Source organism: Lacunisphaera limnophila (assembly GCF_001746835.1).
GTDB lineage: Bacteria > Verrucomicrobiota > Verrucomicrobiia > Opitutales > Opitutaceae > Lacunisphaera > Lacunisphaera limnophila.
On the sequence record NZ_CP016094.1, the window covers coordinates 274,378 to 300,962 of the forward strand.

The window sequence follows — 26,585 nt, forward strand, 5'->3', positions numbered from 1 at the left end:
TTCGTGCCGTCGTGATTAAATTCCAACCAGGATCCTCTCTCCCCGCTGCAACGCGGTGGCCTCCTTACGCAGCTTGCGCCCCACGCCGACCTGCCGTATCGACAGGCACCCCGACCCCACCATGAAATTCCCCGCCTCCGTCCTTGCCCTGCTCCTTGCCACGACCGCGTTCGCCCAGACCCGCGAGGTGGGGCCCTACACCGTCCACCCGATCATGCCGGGCGTGCTGCGCATCGAGGACGCCAACCAAACCAACCCCTCCGGCATCCATCGCGACGCCGAGGGCAAGACGACCGGCTTCAACAACTGCTCCGACATGTATCTCATCGTCGGCGGCGACCAGGCCCTCCTGATCGACCTGTCCAATGACATCAAGTGGGACACCACCGCCGTCACCTCGCTCCAGGCCGTCGTGGCGCAGGAGATCGGGCCCCGCAAGCTGCACATCGCCATCACCCACTTCCATGGCGACCACACTGGCATGCTCCCCGCCTTCAAGGACAACCCGGCCGTCACCTTCTGGATCCAGACCGATGAATTCAAGGGCCGGGAGATTTTCCCCGCGGACCGCACCGTCCCCATCGGCGGCGACTCCTCGCTCGACCTCGGCGGCGGCGTGATCGTCGACGCGGTGAAAATCCCGGGCCACACCGACCATTCCACCGCCTATTTCCTGCGGGGAAAAAACTTCCTGTTCAGCGGCGACGGCCTCGGCTCGGGCAACGGCGTGTGGATCTTCTCCGCGGAGGGTTTTACCAAGTACCGCGCCACCGTCGACCGCCTGATCGCCACCATCCGCACCCCGGCCAACGGTATCGACGAGCAGCAGCTCATCGTCTTCGGCGCCCATTACTGGCAGAAGCGCGACAAGGAAAAGCTCACCATGCAGTACATCCTCGACATGCAGACCCTCATCGGCGCCATCAAGGCCGGCACCGCCCGCGAGGAGAAGGTGACCTTCGGCCCCTACCTCAACACGAACTTCATCTCCGGCGAAGCCACCATCACCTGGAACAAAGCCGACGCCGAGAAATTCAAGGCGGAGTAGCCGCGCTCAAATTCCGGCCTAAAAATCCGCCGGATTCTCCCTAGCTCCGCCGCGCGCTGCACCACGCCTCGGCGCCGGCCCGACCCCTCGCCGTCCTCAGCGAGACCGTCGCCCTCCGCCTCGTCCGACCGGGCTCAACATTGACCCTTCGCTCCAGGGAAATCCCCCTGATCGCCACCGCGGTTGCGGCTTGCGACGGCAAAATCCGGGGCCTTTGCTGTCTGTATGCGACTCCCGTCCCGCATGTGGTCGATGATGGTTGGCCTGCTGCTTGTGGGGGCTGCCCAGGCCGACACGTTCACCACCTTGCAGGGTGCGTCCTTCGAGGGAAAAGTGAAAGACCTGTATGGCGACACGGTGCTCTTCGGCATCAAGGATAGCACCCGCGGCATTCCGCTCGAGGAGCTTGACGATGCGTCCCTGCGGAAGATTGCCCTGTTTCTGCAGGATGTAGCCGCCGTGCCTCCCCGGTGGAGCCAGTCCACTTCGCCGGTCGCCAAGGCAGTCGCGCGCAAGCTCGTCGTCCTACGGGAGGGCAAATGGGCGGCGTTCAACCCGGGCGAGCGGCCCGAACCCGAATTCTATGTACTTTACTACGGCGCTTACTGGTGCGGACCCTGCCGGCGGTTCAGCCCCACCTTGGTTAAGGCTTACCACCAATTAAAGGCCGAGGCCGGTGATCGCTTCGAGGTCATCTTCATCAGCAGCGATCAGGACGATCGGGGGCAGATCACCTACGCCAAGGAAGTCGGGATGCCATGGCCGGTGGTGCGCTTTCCCGACGCCCAGCGCATCCGCGTCTTCGAACAATGGCGGGCCAGGGGCATTCCGAGCATCGTGGTGGTCAACCGAGAAGGAGACGCGCTGTTCCATTCCTATCGCGGCGAGGAGTACTTGGGTCCCGACGAGCCGTTGCAACGCTTCACGCATCTGCTGCGCGCTTCGGGAGGGCCGGGCGCAGACGCTCCCCGGCCTGGCCGGCATCGCCTCGCAATTGCCCAATACCTGCTCAATCACCCGGGCACGAGCCCTGCGCCCAAACCGTACCTGGTCGGGCTCGACCGCAATAAACTGCAGACCATTCCGGCCGGCGAAATCCAATTGCAGCTCGCGGTGAATGCCCGGGGACAGGTCGAAGATCTCGAGTTCCTGACGCCGCTGGATGCCGTGCATAAGGATCTCGTCAGGCGTGCCATCGATACTTGGCTCTTCCTGCCTGCGGTAACCGACGGTCAACCGGCCCCCAGCAAGGTAGTCATCCCGATAGTGTTTGCACCTGCCGCCTGAGGTTCGGCCGCAAACCGCTCAACGCCGCGTCCTAATCCTCCCCGAACTCCGGCGCCTTGATCGGCGCCAGTAGCCGGTCGAGTTCCGCCTGCGTCGGGTTGCGGATCGAGCGCACGGTGAGGACCGCCGGTCCCGCCGGCAGCGTCACCGGCGTCGGCTGGTTCGCCGCCAGCCCGAGCAGCGCCGCGGCCAGCGGCGAACGGTGCGGCAGGCACTCGATCCCCGTTTCCGGGTCGGTGGCCGTCTCCCCATGCGTCGCCAGCAGGAACGTGAACCGGTGCTTCTTCTTCGCCCCGACATCCTCCTTCTCGACCACGACCACGTGCCCGAGCTGCACCGTGTCCGTCGGCTTCGTCAGCCACGCCGCCGGGTCGACTTCGATGAAGGTGTTGCGGAGGTAGAACCGGTCGAGCTCGTCCATCTTGCGATCCACCATCCGGATCGCGTCCTTGGCGGCCTTGAACCCGAAATTCTCCCGCAGGTCCCCCTGGCTGTGCGCCTCGACCTTGTCCACCACCAGCTCCGCCCGCTTGGCCTTCAACGCCGCGAACTCCTCCGCCAGCACGCGGTTGAATCCCCGCCGCACGTAAATCGTGGCGGGCGCCGGCGGCGGCAGGCGGAAAATGTGTTTGCGACGCGGGGGTGCCATGCGCCCCTACGACAAAGCCCCCGCCCCTGCCGTCAACCCGCGAATCTCGTCCCTACCCCTCCCCTCGCTGCACCTGAGCCCCCCGGGCAAGGGCGGGGTTGATTGATCCTCGCAAATCACCCTGCGCGAAATCGACGAGCGCAGGACCGCCGGACAACTCCACGCTTGCCGGCCCGAGCCGAATTTCCATCCTCCTCTCCGGGCCATCGCTGACTTCACCGTCGGCGGCGGCCTTTATTTTTGGCCCCGACCCTTCTGCCCAATCCCGCCGTCGCCGTCCGCTCCGTTCCCCGCGCCACCTCCCCTCTATGTTCAAATCGACCCCCGACCCGACCCGCAGCCAGATCACCGCCAGCGCTTCCGCCGCCGGCGTTCCGAGCCAGAACCAACCCGATTCCGCCCTCCCGGCCGGTAACCTGCCGTTCGGCATTGCCGCCGGCCTCGTCGCCGCGCTGATCGGGGCCGGGCTCTGGGCGGCCATCACCGTCGCCACCGAATATCAGATCGGCTTCATGGCCGTCGGCGTGGGCTTCCTCGTGGGCTTCGCCGTTGGTCACTTCGGCGGCGGCCAGGCCACGGTGTATCGCGTCGTCGGCGCCACCCTGGCCCTCCTCGGCTGCGTCCTCGGCAATTTCTTCACGCTGATCGGCTTTGCCAGCCAGCAGGAACAGGTCGGCTTCTTCGCCCTCCTCTCGCAGATCGACTACACGGCCATCCCCGGCGTCATGGCCAGCACCGCTTCGCCCATGGATTTCCTGTTTTACGCCATCGCCGTCTACGAAGGCTTCAAACTCAGCGTCAAAAGCTGACCCCGTCCGCCACCGTCCACGCGTCCAACCCAGACGGGTATCCGTCTCCCTCCGTCGTCCGGCCGCGACCTGGCCCGGCCCAACACGCTGCGCGAAGACGCAGGACACCGGCTGCACCCGCGCGGCATCCACGCCGTATCCCCGGGCGTAACTCCCCCATGCCTTTCAAACTCCTCGCCTTCCTCTCCTACACCTTCGGCCTTATCGCTCACGCCGCGACGCCCGCCGCCCCCGCCCCGGCCGCTGCCGTCCTCCTCGGCACCTGGCAGGTCGATCTCCGCCCCACGCCCGACGCCCCGCCCTATTTCCAGGAACTCGTCATCACCGCCGTCGACGGCCAGACCTTCACCGGCACCTTCTACGGCGCCCCGCTCAGCGAGGGTCGCCTCAACACCGCCTGGGGCACGGTCCGGATCGCCTTCGCCACCGCCGACGGCTCCGGCCCCTACCACCACAGCGCCGTCCTCAAGGGCGATACCCTCGAAGGCCTGACCAACTCCACCGGCCGCGACTTCCTCGCCTACTGGTCCGCGAAAAAACCTTAACCGCCGGTCGGGCCGCCCAAAGCGAAGAAGAGCTGACCTCACGCTGCCGGTTTCAAATCGGCCGTGCCCATCACCCTGAGCCCCGTCGCAGTCGTACCACGCCTCAGCTCACCAGCCGCAAAAAGCGGCGGATATCCGGCGGGATCGCCTTCGGCAGGTTCGACGCCGCGAGGGAAAATTCCCAGCGCGCCTCCGCCTCCTGCGCCGCCGTGAGCGGTCCGCCCGCCTTGCGTTCCTCCGTCGGGGCCGCCCGAAAACCCACCGCGGCCTTGTTCTTCAACATGTCGGCCCCCGCCATCGACAGCGCCGCCCCGTAGCGCGCCATCGTGTAGTCGAAGCCGACCAGCGTCCGCTCCGGCTTGTTGTCCCGCCACACCACCAGCTTCGTGAACCCCGGGCCGCGGTATTCCTCGCGGTACCGGTCCGGCACGTCGCTGTCGGTCGGGCCGCCCTTCAGCGTCGAGCTGGCCACGATCGCCTTGTAAAAGTTCAGATACACCGGATCCGGTCCCGAGAAAAAATCGAATTTCACGCCGCACACCGAGTACCGCGAGGAACACACGTAATGCGCCAGGCTGCCCCGCAACGGCACTTTCACACCGCCGTGCGACAGGGTCAGCGTGCAGCTGTCCCCCACATACGCCACCGCCAGGAGGCTGATCTGGATGTGCGCCCCCCCGGACGACAGGTCGACGAGGGTGCCCGACCAATCCTTGCCCGACGAGGCGGCATCGGAACTCCGCACCATGATCGAGGCACGCAAGCGACAGTCGTCGCTCACCTCATAACGCACCTGCTTGCGTTGGGATTCCTTGGTCTTGGTCTCGTTCGTACTCATCAACCAGGGAGCTTATGACCCTTTCTGCCGAAAGCACAACCGATGACTCGCAAAATCCTTGCCCCGTCCCCGGACGCGCCGCCATTGGCATTCGCCGCCTTTCTGGCCATCCTGCCGCATGGTTCCGTTTTCCGTCCTCGATCTTTCCAACATTGTCCAAGGCGGCACCGTGGCCGACGCCTTGGACCGCTCCCGCGAGCTCGCCCGCCACGCCGAGCAACTGGGCTACCGCCGCTTCTGGCTGGCCGAACACCATAACATGCCCGGCATCGCCAGCGCCGCCACCGCGCTCGTGATCGCCCACGTCGCGGCCGGCACCTCCACCATCCGCGTCGGCTCCGGCGGCATCATGCTGCCCAACCACTCGCCCCTGGTCATCGCCGAGCAATTCGGCACCCTCGCCGCCCTCTACCCCGGCCGCATCGATCTCGGCCTCGGCCGCGCTCCCGGCACCGACCAGCCGACCGCCCGCGCCCTGCGCCGCGGCGGGGCCAACGCCGCCGACACCTTCCCGCAGGACGTGCAGGAACTGCAGGCCTACTTCCACCCCACCGTCCCCGGCCAGGTCGTGCAAGCCGTGCCCGGCGCCGGCTCGGACGTGCCGATCTGGATCCTCGGCTCGAGTCTCTTCGGCGCCCAGCTCGCCGCAGCGTTCGGCCTGCCCTTTGCCTTCGCCTCCCACTTCGCCCCGGACCACCTGGAGCAGGCCCTTGCGATCTACCGCCACGACTTCCAGCCCTCGGCCACCCTGGCCCAACCCTACGCCATGGCCGCGATCGGCGTCATCGCCGCCGACACCGATGCCGCCGCCCGGCGCCTCGCCACCTCGCTCCAGCAGAGCTTCGTCCTGCTCCGCCGGGGCACCCCGGGCCTGCTGCCGCCCCCGGTGGACAACATGGACGGCTACTGGACCCCGCCCGAGCAGGCCGGCGTCGAACACGCGTTCCGCGAGGCCGTCGTCGGCTCCCCCGAAACCGTGCAGCGCGGCCTCGAGGCCTTCCTCCGCCGCACCCGCGTGGACGAACTCATGGTCACCGCCGCCATCCACGACCACACCGCCCGCCTGCGCTCCTTCGAACTCGTGGCCCAGATCCGCGACCGCCTTTGATCACTCAGTCGAGACCGAGCCGATGCACCAAGGTGGCACCTGCGCTTTTATTGTCGTCTCTTCGCGTGGTTCGCAGGCCACCGCCCGGCTGATTCACCATCGGCCGTAATTTCAAATCTGAGATCTCAAATCCTCACGCCCCCAGCGTCGCCGTCAGCGAGATCTTCGCATTGAGCAGCCGCGAAATCGGGCACCCGGCCTTCGCCTTCGCCGCGACTTCGTCGAACTTCGCCTGGTCGATTCCCGGGATCACCGCGTGCATCACCAGGTGCGAGGCCGTGACCGTCCAGCCCGCCGGCGGCACCTGGTCGAGGCTGACCTCGGCGGTGACCTCGATCTTGTCCGGCGTGAAACCCGCCTCGCCCAGCATGGCGGAGAACGCCATCGCGAAACACCCCGCGTGCGCCGCGGCGATCAGTTCCTCGGGATTGGTGCCGGCGCCCGATTCAAAGCGGGAGCCGAAGGAGTATTCCGTGTGCTTGAGCGCACCGCCCGGGGCGGTGAGCGAGCCTTTGCCGGCCTTGAGTGAACCTTGCCAGATCGCGGAGGCGGAACGTTTCATGATGCGTGGATTTTGAGTTTACTACGGCCGGCCCCGACATGGCGCCTGCCGTCCCGCACCCTACCTCGTTCCTTCCCCGCTGCAACCGGGCCCCGCCACTTGTAACCTGATCGTTTATCGGTGAGCCCCGCGCCGTCCGTCAGCCGCCCCCCGATGCGAGTCTTGCGCCGACCGCTCCTATCCGCCTCGGTGGTGGCATGCCCCACCGCCCCCTCCCCATCCTGGTTTGCGCGCTGCTTTCGCTCCTGCCGGTGGCCGGCCAGTCCGCCGCTACCCCGGCGGCCTCCGGTCCGACCCGCCTGATCAATCCGCTCCCGCTGCCCAACTACCCCGTCGGCCGCCTCTCGCGCGATGTCACCAAGGGCGAACCCCTCACCCAACAGGGGCTCTGGCTGGTGGACCGCGCCGAACAATACCGCGAACTCGCCGACCCGACCGGCCTCTGGCACGAGGGCAAATGGTACCTCTACCCCTCCGTCGACATGGCCTGGGTCAGCGCCGACGAGGGCCGCACCTGGCAACACCACCCGCTCAACCTGCGCGACATCGGCTACGCGCCCACCATCGTTCACCACCGCGGCCGCTTCCTCCTCATGTCCTCGGGCGAGATCTATGCCAGCGACTCACCGCTCGGTCCCTTCGCCTCGATCGGCCGGATGGAGCTGCCTGCCGTGCCCGGTCTGCCCACGCACATTGATCCCATGCTGTTCTCCGATGATGACGGCCGCCTGTTCTACTACTGGGGCTGCACGCCGAATTCCGGCATCTGGGGCGTCGAGCTCGACGCCGCCGACCCGACCCGCGTGATCAGCCCGCCAAAGGAACTGATCCCGTTCCTCCCCGACACCTATAAGTGGGAGCGCGTCGGGAGCCACAACCAGAACCCGAAGACGGGCTGGATGGAGGGCGCATGGATGGTGAAGCACGACGGCCAATACATTCTCACCTACTCCGCGGGCGGCACCCAATACCGCACCTACACCATGGGCGCCTACCGGAGCGCCTCCCCGCTCGGGCCGTTCGTGCCCCAGCAGCGCAACCCCATCTTCCGCACCACCGAGGGCCTCGTGACCGGCACCGCCCACGGCTCCATCCTTCGCGGACCGCAGGGTCGCCACTGGGTGTTCTACACCGTCTTCGCCTGCGTCGTGCACGGTTTCGAGCGCCGCGTCGGCCTCGACCTCGTCGAGTTCGACGCGAACGGCGACATCTACGTGCCGCAGGCCACCGTCACGCCGCAGGCCCTGCCCGGTGGCGGCCCCGCCGTGGCGTGGGAAGTCCTCAACGAAAGCGAGCCGACACTCGGCAGCTCCAGCGCGGTCAACTCCTCCGGCCGCTTCGCCGCCGACAACGCCATGACCACCTGGTGGCTCCCCGCCGCCGCTGACGCCGCGCCGCAGCTCACCACCTACTTCTCCGGCCGCGCCACCATCCACGCCGCCCGCGTGATCTGGCGCGATGTCGGACTCGACACCAAGGCCGGCGTGCAGCCCGGCCCCTTCCGCTACCGCATCGAGGCCGAGACCGCTCCCGGCGTCTGGACCCCGATCATCGACCGCACGGCCAGCACCGAGGATTTCCTGATCGACTACCGCGAGTGCCCGCCGACCCTGGCGCTCCGCGCGCGTCTGGTCATTACGGGCCACCCCGCCGGCATCCAGCCCGCCGTGGCCGAGTTCACCGTCTTCGGCGTCCCCGAACGCTGATCGACGTTACCCCTCTCCGGTGGGCAGCCCGCTCGCGGGCGCGCTGCCCTCGCGTCCGGATTCAGCGCAAGGCGTCCGCCCGCACCCCGCCCCCGGCCTGCGGTTCTTGCGCGAACCACTCGATGCGGCTGCAATGCTGACAGGTCAGCGCCGTGGCCCCCTTGTTCAGCCAGTCGAAATTGAAGAACGTGGCGCCGCGGGTGTTCAACAGGACCTTGCGGCTTTCGAACTCGGTCTGGCCGCAGTGCGCACAGTGCACCTGCTTGCCGGCTATCTGATAGGAAGTACTCATGGGAGGACCGCGTTTATAACACGCCCCCCGGCCGCGGGCCATTACAGAGGCCCACGCGCTTTCCTCCGTCGTTCGCCGGGCACCGGACCAACCTGCCGGCGCGCTGGATTCAACCCCCGCGCTCCCTTTCCCTCCGCCACCCTTCAGATTTTAATTCAGCCCGCCCGCGCTTGTGACGAAATACAGCTTATCCGCCGGTTCCTTCAGAACATCATCCCCAGGCATACTATCCTAATACATGCCTCTGCCGTCCCAAACCAGTAGTCCCACTCCCCCGGGAGATTAAAAGGTGACGAATGCGACGGCTAGGGCTTGGCCACCGAATTGGTCAACCAGTCCGAAGAAACCGGCGGACCCCTTTCCGCCCCCCGCGCACCGCCCCCATGGGCCGGATGCGCTCCCCGCCCCTCACGGAATGCCGTGACCGCGGGCCGCGACCCACAGCGCAAACCAGTCCTCGCGGCTCAGCTCGATCGCTGCGGCCTTCGCCGCGCTCTCGATCCGTTCCACCTTGTTCGTGCCGATCACCGGGAGCGGCCGGCTGGGATGAGCGAGGATCCAGGCATACGCGAGTTGCTCGAGCGTCGCGCCGTCATATTTGTCCGCCAGCGCGGCGGCCGCGCGGCCCAGGCGCACCGCCGCCTCGTTGCCGGGGGAGAAAAGCCGGCCGCCCGCGAGCGGGCTCCAGGCCATGGGCCGGACACCCAGCTGCTGGCACTGGTCGAAGGTCCCATCGTGAATCGGATCCATGTGCAGCAGGTGGAACTCCAGCTGGTTCGTCACCAGCGGCTGCTCCAGCCGGCTGTTCAGCGCGGCAAATTGCGCGGCGCTGTAGTTCGACACGCCCACGCTGCGCGTCAGGCCGGTGCGCCGGAGTTCGGTAAGGCCTTGCGCCGTGTCATCGATACCCGTCAGCCAGTCCGGCCGGTGCACGAGAAACAAATCCACCCGGTCGGTGCCGAGCAGCCGCAGCGAGGTCTCCAGGCTCTGCTTCAACCGGGCCCCGCTCGCGTCGTAGCAGGCCACGGTGCGGGTGGGATCGCCGGCATGCGGGATGTAGATGCCGGCCTTGGTCACCAGTTCCAACCGGTCCCGCAGGCCCGGCGTCAGCGCCAGGGCGCGCCCCAGCAATTCTTCCACGCGGTACAGGCCGTAGATCTCGGCCGTGTCGATCGTGGTAATCCCTAGCTCAAGGCAACGCTGGAGCCGGCGGTTGATATCCTGCGCCGACGCGCCGTCATCCAGCAGGCGCCAGGTGCCGTACACGAGGCGGGAAAATTCAGGTCCGGAGGGTGCGATTGGCAGTCGGGGCATCATGGCAGAAATTCAGACGGGGTTGGGGAGGGAAGGTCGGGTGGCTGGGGCTCAAAAAGACGGCGACTCACGCGGCTGGTGGCGCAGGTTGCCGCCGTAAGAAACGTGACTTTGCCGGGCCGCCCCGCGCTAGGACAAGGGGATTCGCTTGAGATCCGGCCGGCTCGGATTGTGATTCTTTCCCCACGCCAGCGCCATCCCGCCCCCCGGTGCCCGACTCCGTCATCGCCAAGCGCGTCGACACCTGCCCTCGTGGGGCATCGACCTCCACCCCGACCTCCCCGCCTGCGCCGGCTGCGGCCGCTGCTGCCACCTCGTGGTCGAGCTGCGGCCCGGCGATGTGGTCCCCGAACAGCTCGTCGCCGAGCACGCGGGCGTGCGCTGCATGGACCAGCGCGGCAACGGCGCCTGCGTCGCCCTCGATCCGGTCACGCTGCTCTGCACGATCTACGAGACGCGGCCGCAAACCTGCCGCGACTTCCATCGCGGCGAAACGCTTTGCCGCCGGATCCTCGGCCGCTAGGCTGGCTGCACCCCTCATGAAACCGATCGCCTCCGCCGCCTGCGCGGCCCTCGTGTTGTTCGCCGGAGCCGCGCTGCCGGCCGCCGACACCCTCCCGCTCTTCAACGGCCGGGACCTCTCCGGCTGGCACATCGACGTCCCGGCCATGGACAAGGACCCCGCGACCCCGAGCCCGTTCCTCGTGCGCGACGGCCACCTCGTCAGCCTCGCGAAACCCGGCGGACACATCATCACCGACGCCACCCACGCCAACTACCGGCTCACGGTGGAATACCGATTTGCCGGCGTGCCCGGCAATTGCGGGGTCCTCGTGCACGTCTCGACCCCGCGCGCCCTCTACGGCATGTTCCCCCGTTCCATCGAGGCCCAGCTCATGCATGAAAATGCAGGCGACTTCTGGTGCATCGCCCTGGACATCACCACGCCCGACATGGAGACCCGCCGTGGCCCGAAGGCAGACTGGGGCGTCGACGGCAAGAAGCTCCGGCGCATCCGCAACCTGACCGATAATTCCGAAAAGCCCCCGGGCGAATGGAACACCCTCGTGATCGAGTGCCTCGCGGATCAGGTCAAGGTCTGGGTCAATGGTGACCTTGTGAACCACGGTTACGCCTGCCAGGCCACCAGCGGTCAAATCGCCCTCCAGGCCGAGGGCTCCGAGGTCGAGTTCCGCCGGGTCGACCTCACGCCGATCACCACCCTGACCGACTGAGGTCGTTTCCTGATTTCTGGCGCCACGGCGAAACCGCCATGCTGCGCCGCCATCACGCTGGGTGGGAATTTCCCCGCACCACCGTCCGCCCACGCTGTCCTTCTTGGGATGCCACCCGAACTTCCCCTCCTCTATATCAAGACCGGCTGCCCCTGGTGCAGCGAGGTCAGCGGCTTCCTCGCCGAACACGGCATCGGTTTCCGCGAGCTCAACGTTTCGGACGACGCGGCCGCCTTCAACGCCATGGAACACGTTTCCGGCCAGTCCAAGGCCCCGGTGCTCGACTGGCACGGCCGGGTCCTGGCCGACTTTGGGGTCGAGGAACTGAAACCTTTCCTCCACGCCCAAAACGTCTCGTTCGAGGACAGCTGATCCCGCCCGCGCGCGCTTTGACACGCCCCGCGGCATGGGCACCGTCAGGCCCATGGAACCGCCCTCGTTCACGATCACCCGCCGCGTTGAATTTCATGAGACCGACGCCGCCGGCCTCATGCATTTTTCCAATTTCTACCGCTGGATGGAAGTGTGCGAACACGAGTGGTTCCGCGCCCACGGCCTCCCGATGATGACGGCCTCGCCCGACGGCCTGAACCGCGGCTGGCCGCGCCGCGACTCCACCTGCACCCACCTCCGCCCGCTGCGCTGCGGCGACGTGGTGCGCGTGCGCGCCACCCTCGCCGAGTGCGGCGAGAACACCCTCACGTTCGCCTTCCTCTTCGAGAAGGACCGCGCCGGCCGCTGGACCGAGGTCGCCCATGGCCGCATGACCACCGTGCACGTGCGCCAGGACTCGTCCGGCCGGATGGAAGCCGAGCCGGTGCCCGCCGCCGTGCGCGCCGCCCTCGCGCCGGCCTGAGCGCCGGCAACCCGGCCCTTGTATCCCGCGGCCGGTTCGGCCATCGCTGGGACGTGAGCGACACACCCCCTGATTCCCCCGCCCCCGACCCGGCGCCCCGACCCAAGCGCCGCCCGCGCTATGCGGGCAAGAATCCGCGGCGCTTCGAGGAGAAATACAAGGAGCACAACCCCGCGCGCTACGCCGACGACGTCGCCAAGGTCCTCGCCGCCGGCAAAACCCCCGCCGGCATGCACCGGCCGATCATGGTGGCCGAAATTCTCGCCGTCCTCGCGCTCCAACCCGGCGAGACCGCGGTGGATTGCACTCTCGGCTACGGCGGCCACGCCCGGGAACTGCTGGGCCGCGTAGCGCCGGCCGCGTCGCCCCGCCGCGGGCGCCTGGTCGGCCTCGACGTGGATCCGATCGAACACCCCAAGACCACCGCCCGCCTCCGCGCCGCCGGCTTCGGCGAGGACGTCTTTACCGCCGTCCGTTCCAACTTCGCCGGCCTGCCCAAGGTGCTTGCCTCGCTCGGTCTCGCCGGCGCCGACGCCATCCTGGCCGACCTCGGCGTCTCCTCGATGCAGATCGATGATCCCGCCCGCGGCTTCACCTTCAAGACCGACGGACCGCTCGACCTGCGGCTGAATCCCTCGCGCCCGCCCTCCGCGGCCGACTGGTTGGCCCGTATCGCCCAAGCCGATCTCGCCGCCGCCCTCACCGCCCACGCCGACGAGCCCCACGCGGAACTCCTCGCGCGCGAACTCGTCGCCCGCCGCGCGGAACAGCCTTTCCTCCGCACCACGGAACTCGCCGACGCCATCCGCGGCATCCTGCGCGCCCACCACCCCCGCCATGATCCCGAGGCGGCCGACGACACCGTGCGCCGCGTCTTTCAGGCCCTGCGCATCGCGGTGAACGACGAGTTCGGCGTGCTGGATCTTTTCCTCCGCCACCTGCCCTCCTGTCTGAATTCCGGCGGCCGCGTGGCCATTCTCACCTTCCACTCCGGCGAGGACCGGCGCGTCAAACAGGCTTTCCGCGATGGCGTGCGCACCGGTCTCTACACCGCCACCAACGAGGAAGTCGCCCGCGCCGGCCCGGAGGAGCGCCGCGCCAATCCGCGCAGCAGCTCCGCCAAGCTCCGCTGGGCCATCCGCGCCTGAGTGTAGGGCGGGGTCGCCGAACCCCGCCTCGGCCGTTTTGCCAAGATCGCATGAAGGCGGGGTTCGGCGACCCCGCCCTACAACGCCTCACCTCCCTGCTCACCCACTCCGCCGCTTTGGATCCTCGACCGGATCCGCCTCGCCGCTCAACGCAATGCCGGCGGCCGTCAGCTCCTCGCGCAACGGCGGCAGGAACCGTTCCGCCAGCTCCTCCAGCGGGAAGAGGTAGCCCGTCGACGGGATGTCCTCGCCCAGGAAGTCGAGGATGTCGGCTAGCTCCACGACCTCTTCGTCGAGGAAGTGTTCGTCCAACACGGCTTGACTGCCCTCTTGCGCCGCGAACCGCGGCCAGGGCTGGGCCTCGTCGGGATCGGCCGGGTGCAAGGTGACGAGGCCGCGCAGTCGCGCGCGGGTGACGCGCGCGGCGAAGCGGTCGAACCACTCGGTGGCGTAAGCCACGTTGGCCAGACGCGCCTGCCGGAGCAGGGCGTCGCGTTGCTGTAAGAGTTGGCGGAAGTTCATGATGGGATCTCCTGTGCTGGCGGGTTGTTGTGCTCGCTTGACCGGATGCTCGCCTCCGCGGCCGGACCCTCGGGCCCGAACGCACCCAGGCCGGCTCGTGCCTCCGGGCGTATCACGTATCCCTAGCGCTGTCCCTGACGTAGCCTGACCTGCTATCTCGTAGTAGTGTCGCTGACGCGGACTCTGTCGCTCTCTCGTGTCTGACTCAAATCACGATCCTGACCGTGCATCTGACGAACTGACATCGAACCTCTCCACTGATCGGCACATTCCCCCGGGCCGCAAGGCAAATTTATCCCCCGCCGGTTTCCGGGCGGAAACCGGGCAGGCGAGGGGCCGGTGCCCTCATTCGTCGTGCGCCGCGAGCCAGATTCCGGTGGCGAGCGCCGCCAGGATCAGCGTGGGCAGGACGATCCAGGCCGGATGCACCGGCACGTGCCAGTGGCCGATAGCCCACCAGACCAGCGTGCATTTGGCCAGGATCACCACCCATACCACCCCGAGGAACCAGCGCATGCGCACCGGATGCCGGATCGCATCCCCATGGAAGTGATGGATCATGCGCTAGGCTACACCCGGAGCCCGGTCCCCGCTCCGCATTCCTTGGCTTTTCAACGAATCCGGCGCTGGCGCTGGCCCGGAAAACAAAACGTCGCCAGCGGGGCCCGGACCCGCCCCACTGGCACCATGAAGATCAAATCGGCCGAGTTCGAAACCAGCGCCCCCACCCTCGCGGGCGCCCCCCGGCTCGCCCTGCCCGAGTTTGCCTTCATCGGCCGCTCCAACGTCGGCAAGTCCTCCCTGCTGAACCTCCTCGCCGAGAAACGCGACCTCGCCCGTGTGTCCGACCTGCCGGGCAAGACGCGCCTGATGAATTTCTACTGCATCAACAAGAACTGGCGCCTCGTCGACCTGCCCGGCTACGGCTACGCCCACGTCTCGAAGGCCGACCGCGCCGATTTCAACGAGGCCGCCGCCGACTACATCGAGGGCCGTGAGAACCTGCGTGGCGTCTTCGTCCTGATCGACTCCCGCCTCGAGCCCCAGCCCATCGACCTCGCCTTCGTCGAGTGGATCATCGAGTCCGGCGTGCCCTTCGCCGTCGTCTTCACCAAGACGGACAAGCAATCCGCCTCCCAGACCCAGGCCAGCGTCGCCCGCTTCAAGGCCGTCGCCCTGGACGACCTCGACCCGCCGCCCCCGGTGTTCCTCACCTCGTCCAAGACCAAGGCCGGCCGCACCGAGCTCCTCCGCCACATCGACGCCCTGCTCTGAGCCGGCGAGGACTGCCTCGTTGTAGGGCGGGGTCGCCGACTGCGTCAGCCCTAGTCTTGGCGACGGCTGAACCCCGCCTCGAATGTGAGCTCGCGCTCGAATGCAGGCGGGGTTCGGCGACCCCGCCCTACACCCCGCCCTCCTCCACCCCCCAAAAAGAAAACCGCCCCGGAGGAAATCCCCCGGGGCGGCGTAGTTTTCTTATCGATAGGAGCGGGTCCGGCTTTGGCTACCGGCCATGAGGTAAATCATGGCGGCAACGAACCAGGCCACTCCAACGGCGGCGATAGTCATCATGACGTTCGTCTCCTTTTATGTGCCGCGCGAGGCGGCTTTAGAGCCCGTTCCCGGTGAAGGGTTCAGACTGTTTCAATCAACAACTGGCAGGGACCCCTGTCCTTGCCATCGATGATCAAAATGGGACCTCTGCGGGCAAAAGCAAGTGGCGCGATTTAATTTCTCTAACAGCTGGTTGTTAATAATTAACGCAATCTGTTATGGCCCAAGCCGGAACCTGCCCAACCCCTTGATTATCGGCGCGATCTAGTTGTAAAAATCCCGGCGAAACGTGGCGGGAGCCCCCGTTGCCCGGACCCTGACTCAGCCCAAGCCACCCTACGCTCAGCGTTTGCTGAGTTGGGCGCTCTCCGCCTTCTGGTCATCCAGACAGTCGGTACACACGCCATGTGTGAAGGTCAGCTGGCTGCGGCAGGCAAAATAGTCCTCCACCTGCTGCCAGTACCCATCGTCGTTCCGCACTTTCTTGCACCAGGCACAGATCGGCAGGAGCCCGGAAAGGGTGTGCACCTCGGCATGCGCACTGGTCAACTCATCGTGCCGCACCTGCAGGTTCGCGATGAGGATGCCGACAAACAACGCGACCATGAAGAAACTGACCTCCAGGTCGCCGATGACCTGCAGCGCTTCCGCCGCCGCCGTCCAGCCCTGGCTCGCAAACAGCAGCGCCAGCCCGACGCGCAACGCATGGAAAACCGCATGGGCCTGAAAGACCGTGGTCGGCGAGAAGGTCGGTTTCCAGAAATGCTCCGGGGCGCGCCGCAGGCACCAGGCGCTGGCCAGTGAGAGCCCACCCCACACGATGCTGTTGGTCATCATGCGCGCCCCCGACGGCTGCGATTGGATCAGGAAGTAACCCAGGACCGCGGCATGCAACCCGATCACCCCAAAGGTGACCCGCCGCTGCAACCGCAGGCCCGCCGTACGCTGGGCGCCGAGGAAGAGCGCGGCATGCCCGAGCGTCACCATCAGCGTCGGCACGAACCGGCTGACGCCGTGCGGCAGCGACGGGCGCATGGCAAAGAGGATGTCCGCCGCCGTCATCACCCATGCCGCCAGCATCCAGTAGCGCATCGCCGCCGTCCGGCCTTGGCGCAGCCAGTAATGCGTCATCAGGCACGCCAGGATGGTGCAGATGACGATATTCGTGAGATAGGTGACGGTTTCCTGGCCCATGAGCGACAGCGGCAGCATGGCCGAACCCCGCCTTTTGAAAAGCGCATTCTGCACCCGACCCGGGTGCGGCGGATCCGCGCGGAATCGGGTGGAACTCATCCGTAATCCGTGCACCTTGCCTCCTGCGTGCCCATGAAGAAACGCTACCAGGCCGACACCCTGCCCCGCCGTCCGCTCGAGGAGGCCCGGCTCAGGATCTCCCGGCTGTCCCCCAAGAAACTCGGCCTCCCCGCGACGCTCCGCGAGGTCTGCCGCCTCGCCGCCGAGGCCATCGCGGTCGAGCGCGTGGGCATCTGGCTGTTTGTTGATGAGCAGTCCGCCATCCGCTGCGCCTGCCTCTACGAGCAGCTCAAGCAGCGCTACTCCGAGGGCACCGTCCTGCGCGTGGCGGACTTTCCCGGCTATTTTGAGCACCTCGGCATCCGCAAGACCATCCCCGCCGACCACGCCGAGATCGATCCGCGCACCGACGAACTGGCCAAGGCCTACCTCCAGCCCCTCGGCATCACCTCCCTGCTCGATGCCGTCATCCTGCAGAACGACCGCATCGTCGGCGTCGTCTGCCACGAGCACACCGGCGCCCACCGCGAGTGGACCACCGAGGAGCGCGACTTCGCCGGCTCCGTGGCCGACTTCCTCGCCTTCAAGCTGCAGAGCGCCAAACTCGCCGAGCTCCAACAGCAGCTGCACCGCACCACCAGCGACCTCGCCTCCTACCAGCAGCGGCTCAACCTCGCCCACATGGCCGCGGGCGTCGCCCACGACTTCCGCAACCTGCTCACCGTCATCAAGGGCTACACCACCCTCCTCGCGCAGGACTCCGGCTCCGACGCCGGCGTGCAACGCATGTGCGGGCAGATCGCGCAGGCGGCGGAAAAGGGCGAGGCCCTCACCGCGGACCTGATGGCGCTCAGCGGCAACCAGACCGGCCATCCCACCGCCATCGATGTGCCCCCGCTCGTGCGACAGTTGCTGCCCCTCCTCCAACAGACCGCCGGACCGCGCCACCCCGTGGAAACCCGCCTCGCCCCCGACACCGGGCGCGTCTTCATCGACCCGCTCCAGCTCGAGCGCATCCTTCTCAATCTCGTCGCCAACGCCCGCGACGCCATGCCCGGCGGCGGGCCCGTCACCATCACCGTGTCCGGCGGTAACGGCGACTCGGGCAACCAGCCCGGCGCCAGCGTTGTGCTCACGGTCACCGACACCGGGACCGGGATCGCCCCCGCCATCCTCGGCCAGATCTTCGAGCCCTTCTTCACCACCAAGGCCCGCCACCAGGGCACCGGCCTCGGTCTCGCCATCGTCCGCAGCGGGGTCGAGCTCGCGGGCGGCCGCATTCAGGTCGAAAGTACGCCCGGCGCTGGCACAACTTTTCGTCTCACCCTCCCCTGCATCGCCACCGGCGCCTGATCGCCCCGCGGCCCCGCGAACCGTACGACCTCCGCTGGGATTGCATGTCCGGCCGGATCAACCACATTGAATCGGAATGACTCGCCCCAAGATCCTCCTCGTCTTCCTGATGCGGTTCGAGGAATCCGCGCGCATGCTGCACGGCATCGTCCAGTACGAGCGTTCCCACCGGCAGTGGGACACCTTCCTGGACGACGAGGCCCGGGCCGAGCGCGACCCGGATTTTCTCAGCGCGGAGCCGTGGAATGGCGTCATCAGCCGCAACACCACCCCGGCCCTCGTCGAGGGCTGCGCGAAGCTTGGCATCCCGCTCGTGGACTTGAACGACACCGCCGCCTTCCCCGGCGTGCCCAAGATCCGTCCCAATAACCACGCCATCGGCCACCTCGGCGCCGAGCATTTCCTCGAGCGCGGCTTCCGCCACTTCGGCTTCTGCGGCTTCAGCAACGAGGGCTGGTCCTGTGAGCGCCGCGACGGCTTCGTCGAGGCGCTGCGCCTCGGGGGCCACGGCTGCAGCGTGCTCGACCTCCCCTACCCCGGTTTCATCACGCCGGAGTGGAATGCCACCCAGTCCCGCCTCATCGACGCCTGGCTGCGCCACCTGCCCCGGCCCTGCGCCATCATGGCCTGCGTCGACGTCCGCGCCTTCCAGGTCATCGCCGCCGCCCGCACGGCGCAGCTGCGCGTGCCCGAGGAATTCGCCCTGCTCGGCGTGAACAACGATGTCGTCCGCTGCGAGCTCTCGCACCCGCCCCTCTCCAGCATCGTCCTCAACGCCCAGCAGTCCGGCTACCAGGCCGCCGAACTCCTCGACCAGATGCTGCGCGGCGTCCGTCCGGAAACCCCCGAGATCCGCATCGACCCGATCGGCGTCGTCACCCGCCTCTCGACCGACATCCTCGCCGTCGCCGACCGCAACGTCAGTCTCGCCCTCAACTACATCCGCGAGCACGCCTGCAAGGGCTTGAACGTCGACCAGGTCGTCGCCCACGCCGCCGCCTCGCGCAGCCAGCTCGAGAAAAAATTCCGCCGTTTCATCGGGCGCTCCCCCCAGGCCGAGATCCGCCGCGTCCAGCTCGCGCGCGCCAAGGAGCTCCTCACCGAGACCGACCTGCCCCTCAAGAGCATCGCCGCGCTCACCGGCTTCGAGCACATCGAGTACCTCTCCGTCGTCTTCAAGCGCATGACCGGCGAGGCGCCCGGCCAGTACCGCAAGCGCACGCGCGCCGGCCAGCTCTGAACCCCTGCCGCCCATGACCGCCGCCCACCCCGCCCGGCACTATCTCCCCACCCTCGGCCTGCAGCTCTGGACCGTGCGCCGCGAGCTCGAGCGGGATATCCCCGGCACCCTCCGCGCCATTGCCCAGGCCGGCTACGCCCAGATCGAGCTGCAGAACCTGGCCAACGTCCACGCGATCGCCCGGCTCGCCCGTGAGCTCGGCCTCGGCCTCACCTCCGCCTTCCTCGACTGGACCGCCCTCGCCCAACCCGGCCCCGCCGCCGACGCCGAGCTCGTCCGCACCCTCGCTCTCGCCCGCGAGCTCAACCTGCGCTACCTGGTCTTCGGTTACCTCGGCAAAGGCGGCCGCGAGACCATCACCCAGATGCGCGCCCACGCCGCCGCCGCCAACGCCTTCGGCCGCCGCTGCCGCGACGCCGGGATCCAGCTCTGCTACCACCATCATGCCTTCGAGTTCGCCCCGCTGGACGACGGCCGGACCACCGGCTGGGATATCCTGCTCCGCGACTTCGAGCCGGACCTCGTCCAATTCGAGTTCGATGTCTTCTGGGCGGCGGCCGGCGGGCTCGATCCGGTCCAAACCCTCCACGACCTGCGCGGTCGCATCGCGCAGGTCCACCTCAAGGATCTCCCGGCCGGAACTCCGCGTCTCTGGGACGAACACGCCGTGCCGCCCGAAACCTTCCAGGAAATCGGCCGCGGTTGCCTCGACTGGACCCGCATCCTCGCCGCCTGCGTCGCGACCGGCGTCGCCCAATGTCATGTCGAGCAGGACGAGTCACCCGACCCGCTCGCCAGCATTCGCCAGAGTATCGACTGGCTGCGCCGGCACTGATCCCTTTTGCTTAAACTCCAACCCCACCCCATGTCATTGACCACCCCCGCCCGTACCCTGCTCGCTTCCCTCGCCCTCGCCCTCGTCGGCCCCGCGCTGGCCGCCGACGCCATCCGCATCCGCGCCGGCACCACCCAGGATCACACCGATGAGAGCGGTGTCGTGTGGCTCGCCGACCAGGGCTTCAGCGGCGGCGACACCATCGACCGCACCGGCCTCAAGGTCGCCAAGACCTCGACCCCCTCGATCTACACCACCGAGCGGTACGGCATGGGCGGTTTCTCCCGCGCCCTGGCCAACGGCAAATACACCGTGAAGCTCCACTTTGCCGAGACCTACGAGGGTATCTACGGCAAGGGCGAGCGCGTGTTCTCCTTCAATGTCGAGGGCAAGGAATTCAAGGACTTCGATGTCACGGCCCGCGCCGGCGCCGTGCTGACCGCGTACGTCGAGACCGTCGAGGTCGAGGTGACCGACGGCAAGCTCGACATCACCTTCACCAGCCAGATCGAGAATCCCGAGATCAACGCCCTCGAGATCATCCCGGCCGGCTGATCCAGTTCTCACTTCCGGCGCGAGTCTTGTGGGCAGCCTCTCGCGGGCGCTCTTGCGATCAACCTGCCCAACCCTCGCGAGCGAGGTCGCCCGCGCTCCATTCCTCCGCGGCTGGAGCCGCGGCGACCCCGCCGTCGTCTTGCCCGCCCGCCCGGAAAAACTTCCGCGGGGCGGGGTGCGGTCCTTCCCTCCCACCCCGCGGGCTTGGTTTCGGTCAGAATTCGAAGGCCTGGATCTCGTCGCCGCCCTTGAAGTAGAAGATGCGGCCCGCTTCCTCGTCGGCCAGGTACTTGGGTTCCTTCGCGCCCAGCGCCAGCTTGCGGTCGGTCTCGCCGCTGCTGAGGTTGACGCCCACCAGGCCGACGCCGCCGCCGTCCTGCTTGTCGAGCTTGGTGATGATGTAGGTGTAGGAACCTGAGTTCTTCGAGCCGCCAATCTTGAGCGCGCGCGTCTCGGTGTAGCGGTTGTAGCGGTCCAGCGAGCTTTGGATGTTCTGCATGCCCTGCTGTCCGCCGGAGGTCATGATGCTGCCGTTCTGCGCGACCTGCGCATTACCCTGCGCCGAGGCGGCGAGGGTCACGGCAAACATGGCAATGGTGGAAAACGCGTCGCTCGGGGCGGCGTAATACAAGGACCACTTCTGCGCTTTCCCCGCCGGGTCGAAGCCCAGCAAGTGCTGCTTGCCCTGCACCACGATGTGGCCGTCGTGGCGTGTGATGGCCACCGGCACGTCGAGGCGCGCCTTGCTCGAGGAACTCACCGCCTTGACCGTGCCCATCAGGCCACCGGTCAGGCCGAGGCCGATCTTGGCGAAGTCCCCGCCGCCCATCTTGCGCTTGAACTCGATCGGCACGCGGAAGAGCTCCTCCACCGTGGCGCCCGTGCTGAGGCCGACGAGCTCTTTGCCGTCGGCGAACATCACCGCCCCGGTCTCAGGCAGCGGCATCAGGTTCGTCAGGCCGCCCTCGATCTTCTTGTCCTGGTAGAGGGGCTTGCCGTCCGCGGCCGCCACGACCACCACGCCCAGCGGTTCCTTGAGCAGCACCGTCTGGCCGTTGGAGAAATTGCCGCCGTACCGGGCGTAGATTTTGTCGGCCACGACCTCGATCTGAGTGACGATCGCGTTGTCGCGGGACTTGAAGAGGCCGGCGTACTCGGAGATGCGGTCACTCTTCCAGAGCGCGGCGCCGGTCTGCTTGTTGATCGCGTGGATGCTGCCGCCGCCCGCGCCGTAGATCACATCGCCGACGATGCGCAGGGGCGCGTAGGTGCGCTTCAGGCCCTTGTCGCCCGGGGGGAACTCCACGGCCCACTTGATGGCGCCGGTATTCACATCGAGCGCGTGCACGCCCAGATAGCCGAGATAGAGCGTGTCGCCTTCGAGCACGGGATCATGATAGCCCGAGAGATCCATCCGCGGCATGAACTTCCCGGAGTTGTCGGCCAGATGCAGGGGGATGCTGTTGGCCTTGGCCAAAAGCGTGGACCACTTGCGCTCGCCGGTCGTGAGGTCGTGCGCGAACAGGAAGGTGCCGTTCTCCTGGCCCTTGCCGTCCTTGTAGGTGGTCATGATGACGATCACCAGGTTCTTCTCCGGCAGCGGAACCGAACCCAGATACTGACCCATGACCTCCGGGGCGGTCCACTCGGTTTCGCCCGTGAGGTAGTCGATGAGCGTGAGCGTGGACTTCGAGCCACCGATCCCCTCGAGCTGGTTGCACAGCAGGAAGGGCGTGCCGGGAATCTCCCGGGCGTTCATCGAGTTGCTCTTCTTGAAGTCGGCGTTCTTCCACAGGACCTTGCCCGTGTCAGGATCGATGCAATGGATCGCCGAGTTTGTGCCGACCAGCAACACACCGAGCGCGGTGAGATTCTCCCACTTCGCGTCCTCCCCCAACGCACAGGTCCACACCGGTTTGGCGGGCGCAGCCCAGACTTGGGCCGCCAGCGCGGAGAGCAGGACAACGGTTAGAAGACGGGGCAGGCGGGGAAGCGGTACGATCATGGTGCCGCATTCTAGACCAACCCCGTCCGCCTGCCTATACGTGTACCTGCGTAGGCCGGGGGCTTCACCCCGGGGCCAGCCTCCCGGACTACTTCTCTACCGGAGGCGTATCGACCGACCCGAGAATCTGCAACTCACCCATGTCCACCTTCCCCGTGGGATTGAGCCGGCGCACCAGCCCGTCGCTGTCCCGGCCGAAGAAGCGCGAGGCGAACATGCTCATGCTCGGCAGCGCGGCGGTGAAGTGGTTGCCCCGCGTCGGGATGTTGTACCGGGTGGACCAGAGGGGCACGAGTTTCTTCTCCCGCCAGGCGGTCTGGAAATCAAAGGCGGTGAGGATCACAAAGTACCGCGGGTCCTCCACGTCGGCGATCAGGTCGCCATAAACCGTGCCGTGCACGCCGTAGGACCGCATGTCGCGGTGGGCCTTCAGGGCTTCCCGGTAGCCAAGCAAGGTCGCGTTCCGGTTGTTGCGGCTGTCCCGCCGCTGGTTGGCCGCATCCATCTGCATGGCGTGCCCAGCCCAGTCCGAGGTGATGTCATTCAACTGGGAACCGGAGAGCGCCAGCGAGTTGTCAAACCCGTCGGTCGCGCCCCACGTCACGCTGATCAACAAGTCGGTGTCCTCCGGATCACTCGCGGCGATGTAATTCTGCCGCGCGAGCGCGGGGCTGATCAACCGCACCACCTGGTTGAACGTGGCTTGATCCACCGAGTTGTCCCGCAGGCTCCCGAGGATGGAACCGGCATTGGCAAAGGCGAAGGTCTCGGCCTTGTACCCGCCCAACGCCGACGGCGTGCGGGTGTAGTCATTGAAGACCTGGGCTAGGACCGACGTTTCTTCGTCCTCCACGCGGGCCGCTCCGCCGTGCAGGTTAACCAGGCAAACCAAAGGCAAGCACAGTCGAAACAGGGTTTTCATAAGCCGCGGGGTTGTACCGGCATCTTGCGGGGCCGGGCTTGAAAGCCAAGTCTTGATCCTCTCTAACAGTTGACGGTCCGCATCCCACCCTACCCCACCCCCATGATTTCCCCCCGCCCCGCCCGGTTCCGCATTCCGCCTGCCGTACTCTTTCTGCTCCTGCTCACCGGTTTGCGCTCCGCGCCCGCCCTGCCGCCGCTCACCTCGCCCGACGGCACCATCACGGTCCAGGTCCAGACGGATAAACGCCTGACCTATGACGTCCGCCACGAGGATCGTCCGGTCCTCACCGCCTCGACCCTCTCGCTTACCGTGGACGGCGTCACCTTCGGCCACGCCCCGCGACTCATCGCGGCGACCCCGCGCAGCCACGACGCCCTGCTCCGGCCCGACGTCCGCCAAAAGGCGGCCGAGATCCGCGAACATTACAACGAACTCCGCCTCGATTTCGAGGGCGGTTTCGTCGTGACCTTCCGCGCCTACAACGAGGGCGTCGCCTACCGCTGGGAAACCACCCTGCCGGCCGCCGAGGTCAAGGTCTTCGCCGAGGAGGTCGGCTTGAATTTCACCGGCAGCCACTTCGCCTGGTTTCCCGAAGAACAAAGCTTCTACTCGCACAACGAACGCCTGTTCCTGCCGCGGGCGCTCGGTGACCTCGCCCCGCAGAACCTCGCCAGCCTGCCCATCGTCGTCGATGCGAACGGCCTCAAGGTCGCCCTCGCCGAGTCCGACCTCGAGGACTACCCCGGCCTGTGGTTCACCGGCACCGGCGGCAACGGCCTCGCCGGCACCCACCCGCCCGTGGCCCTCAAGGAGGAACTCACCGGCGACCGCGACTTCCGCGTCACCGAGGCCGCCGGCTACATCGCCGTGACCAAGGGCACACGCACCTACCCCTGGCGCATCCTCGGCCTGGCCCGCCAGGACCGCGACCTCCTCACCAACCAGCTCCCCTGGCTCCTCGCCGCCCCGTCACGCATCGCCGACCCGTCGTGGATCAAGCCCGGCAAGATCGCGTGGGACTGGTGGAATGCCAACAACCTCCACGGCGTGGACTTCAAGGCCGGCGTGAACACGCGGACCTACGAATACTTCATCGATTTCGCCGCGGCCAACGGGCTCGAGTACATCATCCTCGACGAGGGCTGGTATCAACTAGGCGACCTCTTCACCCCCGCCCCCGACATGGACGTGCCGGCCATCATCGACTACGGCAAAAAGAAGGGCGTCGGCGTCATTCTCTGGGTCGTCTGGAAAACCCTCGACGACCACCTCATCCCCGCCCTCGACCTGTTCCAAAAATGGGGCGTGCGCGGCATCAAGGTGGACTTCATGCAGCGGAGCGACCAGGCCGTCATCAATTTCTACCACCGGGTCAACCGCGAGGCCGCGGCCCGCCACCTGCTCACCGACTTCCACGGCGCCGTTCACCAGGCCGTCCTCACCCGCACCTGGCCCAACCTGATGACCAATGAGGGCGTCCGCGGTCTCGAGTGGAACAAGTGGAGCGCCCACATCACGCCCGAGCACGACGCCACCCTGCCGTTCACCCGGCAGTACCTCGGCCCCATGGACTACACCCCCGGCGCCACCCGCAACGCCAACCGCGACGGTTTCGCCTGGAACCACTTCCGCCCCCGCAGCCAGGGCACCCGCTGCCACCAGCTCGCCCTCTACGTCGTCTTCGAAAGTCCCCTCCAAATGCTCGCCGACACCCCGACCAACTACGAGCGCGAGCCCGCCATGATGGAATTCCTCCGCGCCGTGCCCAGCGTGTGGGATGAGACCCGCGCGCTCGACGGCCGCATCAGCGACTACGTGCTCACGGCCCGCCGCAGCGGCCGCGACTGGTTCGTCGGCGCCATCACCGACTGGACCGCCCGCGAACTCGAGCTCGATCTCTCCTTCCTTCCCGCCGGCGAATTCACCCTGACCGAGTGGCGCGACGGCCTCAACGCCGGGACCCACGCCGAGGACTTCAAGCAGGCCACCCAAACCGTGACCAACCGCACCAAGCTGCGCCTCCCGCTCGCCGAGGGCGGTGGCTGGGCCGCCCGGATCTCGCCGAAGTAAGCCTACTCTTGGAGGCGGGGTGCCCTCACCCCGCTGCTTAGTTGTAGGGGCGGACCTTGGTCCGCCCTCTTTATCCCGCGGCGCAGCAAGTTGCGCCCCTACTTTGGCTTGCTAGCCGCGACGAACACCGAGACGCCCGCCGGCACCGGCCAGCCGCGCCCCGTCCAGGCCTGCTCCAGTCCCGCCATGGCCGAGAACATCGCCTCGACCGGCGCCGGAAAAACCTGCACGTCGCTCGTCGGCCGCGCGGGCGGAAACAGCTTCCGCCGCGCCACCACCAGTGGCAACGGCAGCAGGTTGGCGTAACTCGCAAACCGCACGGAGAACCCGGCCGCTGTCAGCCGCCCGACCAGCTCCGGCCGCGTGAAGCGGTGCCGCCCCTCGGTGGCCTCGTCATGGTAGGACCACAGCCACCGGTAGGCCGGCTCATTCACCAACACCACCCCGCCCGGCCGCAGGCAGCGCGCGAATTCCCGCAGCACCGCTGCCGTGTCGTCGATGTGGTAAAGCACGTCACCCGTCGACACCGCGTCAAAGCTCCCGTCCGCATAAGGCAGCGCCTCAAGCGAGCCTTCGGTGATCTCCGCCCCGGCCCGCTCCCGCGCGAGGGCGCAGGCCAGCGGCGACAGGTCCACGCCCGCCACCGTCCACGCCGGCTGCACTGTGCGCAGCGCTCGGATGAAGCCGCCCGTGCCGCACCCGGCGTCGAGCACGCGCGCCGGACCCGACGGCAACAGTCGCGCCAGCCAGTGCGCGCGGCGGCGGTGCAGGGCCCGGAAATACCACATCCGGTCCTCCGTCTCGGCCAGCTTGCGGTATTCGTCGGGACGCATTCTCGGCGCTGAGGGGGCCGCAACCGGCGCGGCGAGGCGACA

Annotated in this window: 28 protein-coding genes; 17 read left to right on the plus strand and 11 right to left on the minus strand. The window is 67.4% G+C overall.

Annotated features, from left to right (window positions below):
• Positions 1–121: 121 nt before the first annotated feature.
• Both Verru16B_RS01210 and Verru16B_RS01215 read left to right on the plus strand, forming a co-directional pair.
• Positions 122–1,048, plus strand: coding sequence for an MBL fold metallo-hydrolase (locus tag Verru16B_RS01210; RefSeq protein WP_069960578.1), 927 nt, complete (start codon positions 122–124; stop codon positions 1,046–1,048).
• Between the two features lie 225 nt (positions 1,049–1,273).
• A complete protein-coding gene (locus Verru16B_RS01215; RefSeq protein ID WP_083270003.1) occupies positions 1,274–2,335 on the plus strand; it encodes a thioredoxin-like domain-containing protein in 1,062 nt (353 codons plus the stop codon).
• A gap of 31 nt (positions 2,336–2,366) precedes the next feature.
• On the opposite strand, the gene Verru16B_RS01220 is transcribed toward Verru16B_RS01215, so the two are convergent.
• A complete protein-coding gene (locus Verru16B_RS01220) occupies positions 2,367–2,984 on the minus strand; it encodes a GreA/GreB family elongation factor (protein WP_069960580.1) in 618 nt (205 codons plus the stop codon).
• Positions 2,985–3,292: 308 nt separating this feature from the next.
• Here Verru16B_RS01220 and Verru16B_RS01225 point away from each other — a divergent pair, with 308 nt between their 5' ends.
• Both Verru16B_RS01225 and Verru16B_RS01230 read left to right on the plus strand, forming a co-directional pair.
• Positions 3,293–3,793, plus strand: a complete 501-nt coding sequence (locus tag Verru16B_RS01225; protein ID WP_218918798.1) for a hypothetical protein — start codon at positions 3,293–3,295, stop codon at positions 3,791–3,793.
• Between the two features lie 158 nt (positions 3,794–3,951).
• Positions 3,952–4,338, plus strand: coding sequence for a hypothetical protein (locus Verru16B_RS01230; RefSeq protein WP_083270004.1), 387 nt, complete (start codon positions 3,952–3,954; stop codon positions 4,336–4,338).
• A 103-nt stretch (positions 4,339–4,441) separates the two neighbouring features.
• Here Verru16B_RS01230 and Verru16B_RS01235 read toward each other — a convergent pair whose 3' ends face one another.
• Positions 4,442–5,176, minus strand: coding sequence for a PilZ domain-containing protein (locus Verru16B_RS01235; RefSeq protein WP_069960581.1), 735 nt, complete (start codon positions 5,174–5,176; stop codon positions 4,442–4,444).
• A 118-nt stretch (positions 5,177–5,294) separates the two neighbouring features.
• Here Verru16B_RS01235 and Verru16B_RS01240 point away from each other — a divergent pair, with 118 nt between their 5' ends.
• On the plus strand, positions 5,295–6,284 hold the full coding sequence (locus Verru16B_RS01240) for an LLM class flavin-dependent oxidoreductase (protein WP_069960582.1): 990 nt from the start codon (positions 5,295–5,297) through the stop codon (positions 6,282–6,284).
• Between the two features lie 133 nt (positions 6,285–6,417).
• Here Verru16B_RS01240 and Verru16B_RS01245 read toward each other — a convergent pair whose 3' ends face one another.
• Positions 6,418–6,846 carry an OsmC family protein gene (locus tag Verru16B_RS01245; protein WP_069960583.1) on the minus strand — a complete coding sequence of 143 codons (429 nt, stop codon included), beginning with the start codon at positions 6,844–6,846 and terminating at the stop codon, positions 6,418–6,420.
• Positions 6,847–7,043: 197 nt separating this feature from the next.
• Here Verru16B_RS01245 and Verru16B_RS01250 point away from each other — a divergent pair, with 197 nt between their 5' ends.
• Complete coding sequence (locus tag Verru16B_RS01250) at positions 7,044–8,552, plus strand: family 43 glycosylhydrolase (protein WP_069960584.1); 1,509 nt, start codon at positions 7,044–7,046, stop codon at positions 8,550–8,552.
• Positions 8,553–8,613: 61 nt separating this feature from the next.
• Here the strand turns inward: Verru16B_RS01250 and Verru16B_RS01255 are convergent, their stop codons facing one another.
• Together Verru16B_RS01255 and Verru16B_RS01260 are read right to left on the minus strand one after the other, a co-directional pair.
• The gene (locus Verru16B_RS01255) at positions 8,614–8,844 is read right to left on the minus strand and encodes a zinc ribbon domain-containing protein (RefSeq protein ID WP_083270005.1); all 231 of its coding nucleotides are present in this window, start codon (positions 8,842–8,844) and stop codon (positions 8,614–8,616) included.
• Between the two features lie 408 nt (positions 8,845–9,252).
• A complete protein-coding gene (locus tag Verru16B_RS01260) occupies positions 9,253–10,158 on the minus strand; it encodes an aldo/keto reductase (RefSeq protein ID WP_218918799.1) in 906 nt (301 codons plus the stop codon).
• Positions 10,159–10,417: 259 nt separating this feature from the next.
• Between Verru16B_RS01260 and Verru16B_RS01265 the strand changes: the two genes are divergently transcribed.
• The 5 genes from Verru16B_RS01265 to rsmH all read left to right on the plus strand — a co-directional run bounded on the left by Verru16B_RS01265 (position 10,418) and on the right by rsmH (position 13,397).
• Positions 10,418–10,681: a YkgJ family cysteine cluster protein gene (locus Verru16B_RS01265; RefSeq protein ID WP_257785158.1), complete on the plus strand. Its 264-nt coding sequence runs from the start codon at positions 10,418–10,420 to the stop codon at positions 10,679–10,681.
• Between the two features lie 16 nt (positions 10,682–10,697).
• Positions 10,698–11,393, plus strand: coding sequence for a 3-keto-disaccharide hydrolase (locus Verru16B_RS01270; RefSeq protein ID WP_083270008.1), 696 nt, complete (start codon positions 10,698–10,700; stop codon positions 11,391–11,393).
• A gap of 108 nt (positions 11,394–11,501) precedes the next feature.
• Positions 11,502–11,765, plus strand: a complete 264-nt coding sequence (locus Verru16B_RS01275) for a glutaredoxin family protein (RefSeq protein ID WP_069960588.1) — start codon at positions 11,502–11,504, stop codon at positions 11,763–11,765.
• Positions 11,766–11,817: 52 nt separating this feature from the next.
• Positions 11,818–12,249 (plus strand): acyl-CoA thioesterase, encoded by a 432-nt coding sequence (locus Verru16B_RS01280; RefSeq protein ID WP_069960589.1) that lies wholly within the window; start codon positions 11,818–11,820, stop codon positions 12,247–12,249.
• 53 nt (positions 12,250–12,302) lie between these two features.
• Positions 12,303–13,397: a 16S rRNA (cytosine(1402)-N(4))-methyltransferase RsmH gene (gene rsmH, locus Verru16B_RS01285; protein WP_069960590.1), complete on the plus strand. Its 1,095-nt coding sequence runs from the start codon at positions 12,303–12,305 to the stop codon at positions 13,395–13,397.
• Between the two features lie 99 nt (positions 13,398–13,496).
• Here the strand turns inward: rsmH and Verru16B_RS01290 are convergent, their stop codons facing one another.
• Positions 13,497–13,919: a hypothetical protein gene (locus Verru16B_RS01290; RefSeq protein WP_069960591.1), complete on the minus strand. Its 423-nt coding sequence runs from the start codon at positions 13,917–13,919 to the stop codon at positions 13,497–13,499.
• 345 nt (positions 13,920–14,264) lie between these two features.
• A complete protein-coding gene (locus tag Verru16B_RS01295) occupies positions 14,265–14,480 on the minus strand; it encodes a hypothetical protein (RefSeq protein WP_069960592.1) in 216 nt (71 codons plus the stop codon).
• Positions 14,481–14,606: 126 nt separating this feature from the next.
• Here Verru16B_RS01295 and yihA point away from each other — a divergent pair, with 126 nt between their 5' ends.
• Positions 14,607–15,194 carry a ribosome biogenesis GTP-binding protein YihA/YsxC gene (yihA, locus tag Verru16B_RS01300; protein ID WP_069960593.1) on the plus strand — a complete coding sequence of 196 codons (588 nt, stop codon included), beginning with the start codon at positions 14,607–14,609 and terminating at the stop codon, positions 15,192–15,194.
• Positions 15,195–15,815: 621 nt separating this feature from the next.
• Here the strand turns inward: yihA and Verru16B_RS01305 are convergent.
• Positions 15,816–16,685: a hypothetical protein gene (locus Verru16B_RS01305; RefSeq protein WP_069960594.1), complete on the minus strand. Its 870-nt coding sequence runs from the start codon at positions 16,683–16,685 to the stop codon at positions 15,816–15,818.
• A 114-nt stretch (positions 16,686–16,799) separates the two neighbouring features.
• Here Verru16B_RS01305 and Verru16B_RS01310 point away from each other — a divergent pair, with 114 nt between their 5' ends.
• The 4 genes from Verru16B_RS01310 to Verru16B_RS01325 all read left to right on the plus strand — a co-directional run bounded on the left by Verru16B_RS01310 (position 16,800) and on the right by Verru16B_RS01325 (position 20,710).
• Positions 16,800–18,080: a sensor histidine kinase gene (locus tag Verru16B_RS01310; protein ID WP_069960595.1), complete on the plus strand. Its 1,281-nt coding sequence runs from the start codon at positions 16,800–16,802 to the stop codon at positions 18,078–18,080.
• A 76-nt stretch (positions 18,081–18,156) separates the two neighbouring features.
• Positions 18,157–19,320, plus strand: a complete 1,164-nt coding sequence (locus Verru16B_RS01315; RefSeq protein WP_083270010.1) for a XylR family transcriptional regulator — start codon at positions 18,157–18,159, stop codon at positions 19,318–19,320.
• Positions 19,321–19,333: 13 nt separating this feature from the next.
• Positions 19,334–20,155, plus strand: coding sequence for a sugar phosphate isomerase/epimerase family protein (locus Verru16B_RS01320; RefSeq protein ID WP_069960596.1), 822 nt, complete (start codon positions 19,334–19,336; stop codon positions 20,153–20,155).
• Positions 20,156–20,185: 30 nt separating this feature from the next.
• Complete coding sequence (locus Verru16B_RS01325) at positions 20,186–20,710, plus strand: malectin (protein ID WP_069960597.1); 525 nt, start codon at positions 20,186–20,188, stop codon at positions 20,708–20,710.
• A 214-nt stretch (positions 20,711–20,924) separates the two neighbouring features.
• On the opposite strand, the gene Verru16B_RS01330 is transcribed toward Verru16B_RS01325, so the two are convergent.
• Positions 20,925–22,715 (minus strand): outer membrane protein assembly factor BamB family protein, encoded by a 1,791-nt coding sequence (locus tag Verru16B_RS01330; RefSeq protein WP_083270011.1) that lies wholly within the window; start codon positions 22,713–22,715, stop codon positions 20,925–20,927.
• An 88-nt stretch (positions 22,716–22,803) separates the two neighbouring features.
• A complete protein-coding gene (locus Verru16B_RS01335; RefSeq protein ID WP_157772107.1) occupies positions 22,804–23,637 on the minus strand; it encodes a hypothetical protein in 834 nt (277 codons plus the stop codon).
• Positions 23,638–23,739: 102 nt separating this feature from the next.
• Here Verru16B_RS01335 and Verru16B_RS01340 point away from each other — a divergent pair, with 102 nt between their 5' ends.
• Positions 23,740–25,710 (plus strand): glycoside hydrolase family 97 protein, encoded by a 1,971-nt coding sequence (locus Verru16B_RS01340; RefSeq protein ID WP_069960600.1) that lies wholly within the window; start codon positions 23,740–23,742, stop codon positions 25,708–25,710.
• A 98-nt stretch (positions 25,711–25,808) separates the two neighbouring features.
• Here Verru16B_RS01340 and Verru16B_RS01345 read toward each other — a convergent pair whose 3' ends face one another.
• Complete coding sequence (locus Verru16B_RS01345) at positions 25,809–26,543, minus strand: class I SAM-dependent methyltransferase (protein ID WP_069960601.1); 735 nt, start codon at positions 26,541–26,543, stop codon at positions 25,809–25,811.
• Positions 26,544–26,585: the final 42 nt, after the last annotated feature.

Excerpts from the sequence above, each read along its gene's own strand:
- Verru16B_RS01250 (WP_069960584.1), top strand. The coding sequence starts at position 7,044 with ATGCCCCACCGCCCCCTCCCCATCCTGGTTTGCGCGCTGCTTTCGCTC.
- Verru16B_RS01320 (WP_069960596.1), top strand. The coding sequence starts at position 19,334 with ATGACCGCCGCCCACCCCGCCCGGCACTATCTCCCCACCCTCGGCCTG.
- Verru16B_RS01330 (WP_083270011.1), bottom strand. The coding sequence starts at position 22,715 with ATGATCGTACCGCTTCCCCGCCTGCCCCGTCTTCTAACCGTTGTCCTG.
- Verru16B_RS01230 (WP_083270004.1), top strand. The coding sequence starts at position 3,952 with ATGCCTTTCAAACTCCTCGCCTTCCTCTCCTACACCTTCGGCCTTATC.
- Verru16B_RS01295 (WP_069960592.1), bottom strand. The coding sequence starts at position 14,480 with ATGATCCATCACTTCCATGGGGATGCGATCCGGCATCCGGTGCGCATG.
- Verru16B_RS01290 (WP_069960591.1), bottom strand. The coding sequence starts at position 13,919 with ATGAACTTCCGCCAACTCTTACAGCAACGCGACGCCCTGCTCCGGCAG.
- Verru16B_RS01245 (WP_069960583.1), bottom strand. The coding sequence starts at position 6,846 with ATGAAACGTTCCGCCTCCGCGATCTGGCAAGGTTCACTCAAGGCCGGC.
- Verru16B_RS01335 (WP_157772107.1), bottom strand. The coding sequence starts at position 23,637 with ATGAAAACCCTGTTTCGACTGTGCTTGCCTTTGGTTTGCCTGGTTAAC.
- Verru16B_RS01305 (WP_069960594.1), bottom strand. The coding sequence starts at position 16,685 with ATGCTGCCGCTGTCGCTCATGGGCCAGGAAACCGTCACCTATCTCACG.
- Verru16B_RS01345 (WP_069960601.1), bottom strand. The coding sequence starts at position 26,543 with ATGCGTCCCGACGAATACCGCAAGCTGGCCGAGACGGAGGACCGGATG.
- Verru16B_RS01225 (WP_218918798.1), top strand. The coding sequence starts at position 3,293 with ATGTTCAAATCGACCCCCGACCCGACCCGCAGCCAGATCACCGCCAGC.
- Verru16B_RS01315 (WP_083270010.1), top strand. The coding sequence starts at position 18,157 with ATGACTCGCCCCAAGATCCTCCTCGTCTTCCTGATGCGGTTCGAGGAA.
- Verru16B_RS01215 (WP_083270003.1), top strand. The coding sequence starts at position 1,274 with ATGCGACTCCCGTCCCGCATGTGGTCGATGATGGTTGGCCTGCTGCTT.
- Verru16B_RS01255 (WP_083270005.1), bottom strand. The coding sequence starts at position 8,844 with ATGAGTACTTCCTATCAGATAGCCGGCAAGCAGGTGCACTGTGCGCAC.
- Verru16B_RS01310 (WP_069960595.1), top strand. The coding sequence starts at position 16,800 with ATGAAGAAACGCTACCAGGCCGACACCCTGCCCCGCCGTCCGCTCGAG.
- Verru16B_RS01280 (WP_069960589.1), top strand. The coding sequence starts at position 11,818 with ATGGAACCGCCCTCGTTCACGATCACCCGCCGCGTTGAATTTCATGAG.
- Verru16B_RS01260 (WP_218918799.1), bottom strand. The coding sequence starts at position 10,158 with ATGCCCCGACTGCCAATCGCACCCTCCGGACCTGAATTTTCCCGCCTC.
- Verru16B_RS01210 (WP_069960578.1), top strand. The coding sequence starts at position 122 with ATGAAATTCCCCGCCTCCGTCCTTGCCCTGCTCCTTGCCACGACCGCG.
- Verru16B_RS01340 (WP_069960600.1), top strand. The coding sequence starts at position 23,740 with ATGATTTCCCCCCGCCCCGCCCGGTTCCGCATTCCGCCTGCCGTACTC.
- Verru16B_RS01270 (WP_083270008.1), top strand. The coding sequence starts at position 10,698 with ATGAAACCGATCGCCTCCGCCGCCTGCGCGGCCCTCGTGTTGTTCGCC.
- Verru16B_RS01275 (WP_069960588.1), top strand. The coding sequence starts at position 11,502 with ATGCCACCCGAACTTCCCCTCCTCTATATCAAGACCGGCTGCCCCTGG.
- Verru16B_RS01240 (WP_069960582.1), top strand. The coding sequence starts at position 5,295 with ATGGTTCCGTTTTCCGTCCTCGATCTTTCCAACATTGTCCAAGGCGGC.
- yihA (WP_069960593.1), top strand. The coding sequence starts at position 14,607 with ATGAAGATCAAATCGGCCGAGTTCGAAACCAGCGCCCCCACCCTCGCG.
- Verru16B_RS01235 (WP_069960581.1), bottom strand. The coding sequence starts at position 5,176 with ATGAGTACGAACGAGACCAAGACCAAGGAATCCCAACGCAAGCAGGTG.
- Verru16B_RS01220 (WP_069960580.1), bottom strand. The coding sequence starts at position 2,984 with ATGGCACCCCCGCGTCGCAAACACATTTTCCGCCTGCCGCCGCCGGCG.
- Verru16B_RS01325 (WP_069960597.1), top strand. The coding sequence starts at position 20,186 with ATGTCATTGACCACCCCCGCCCGTACCCTGCTCGCTTCCCTCGCCCTC.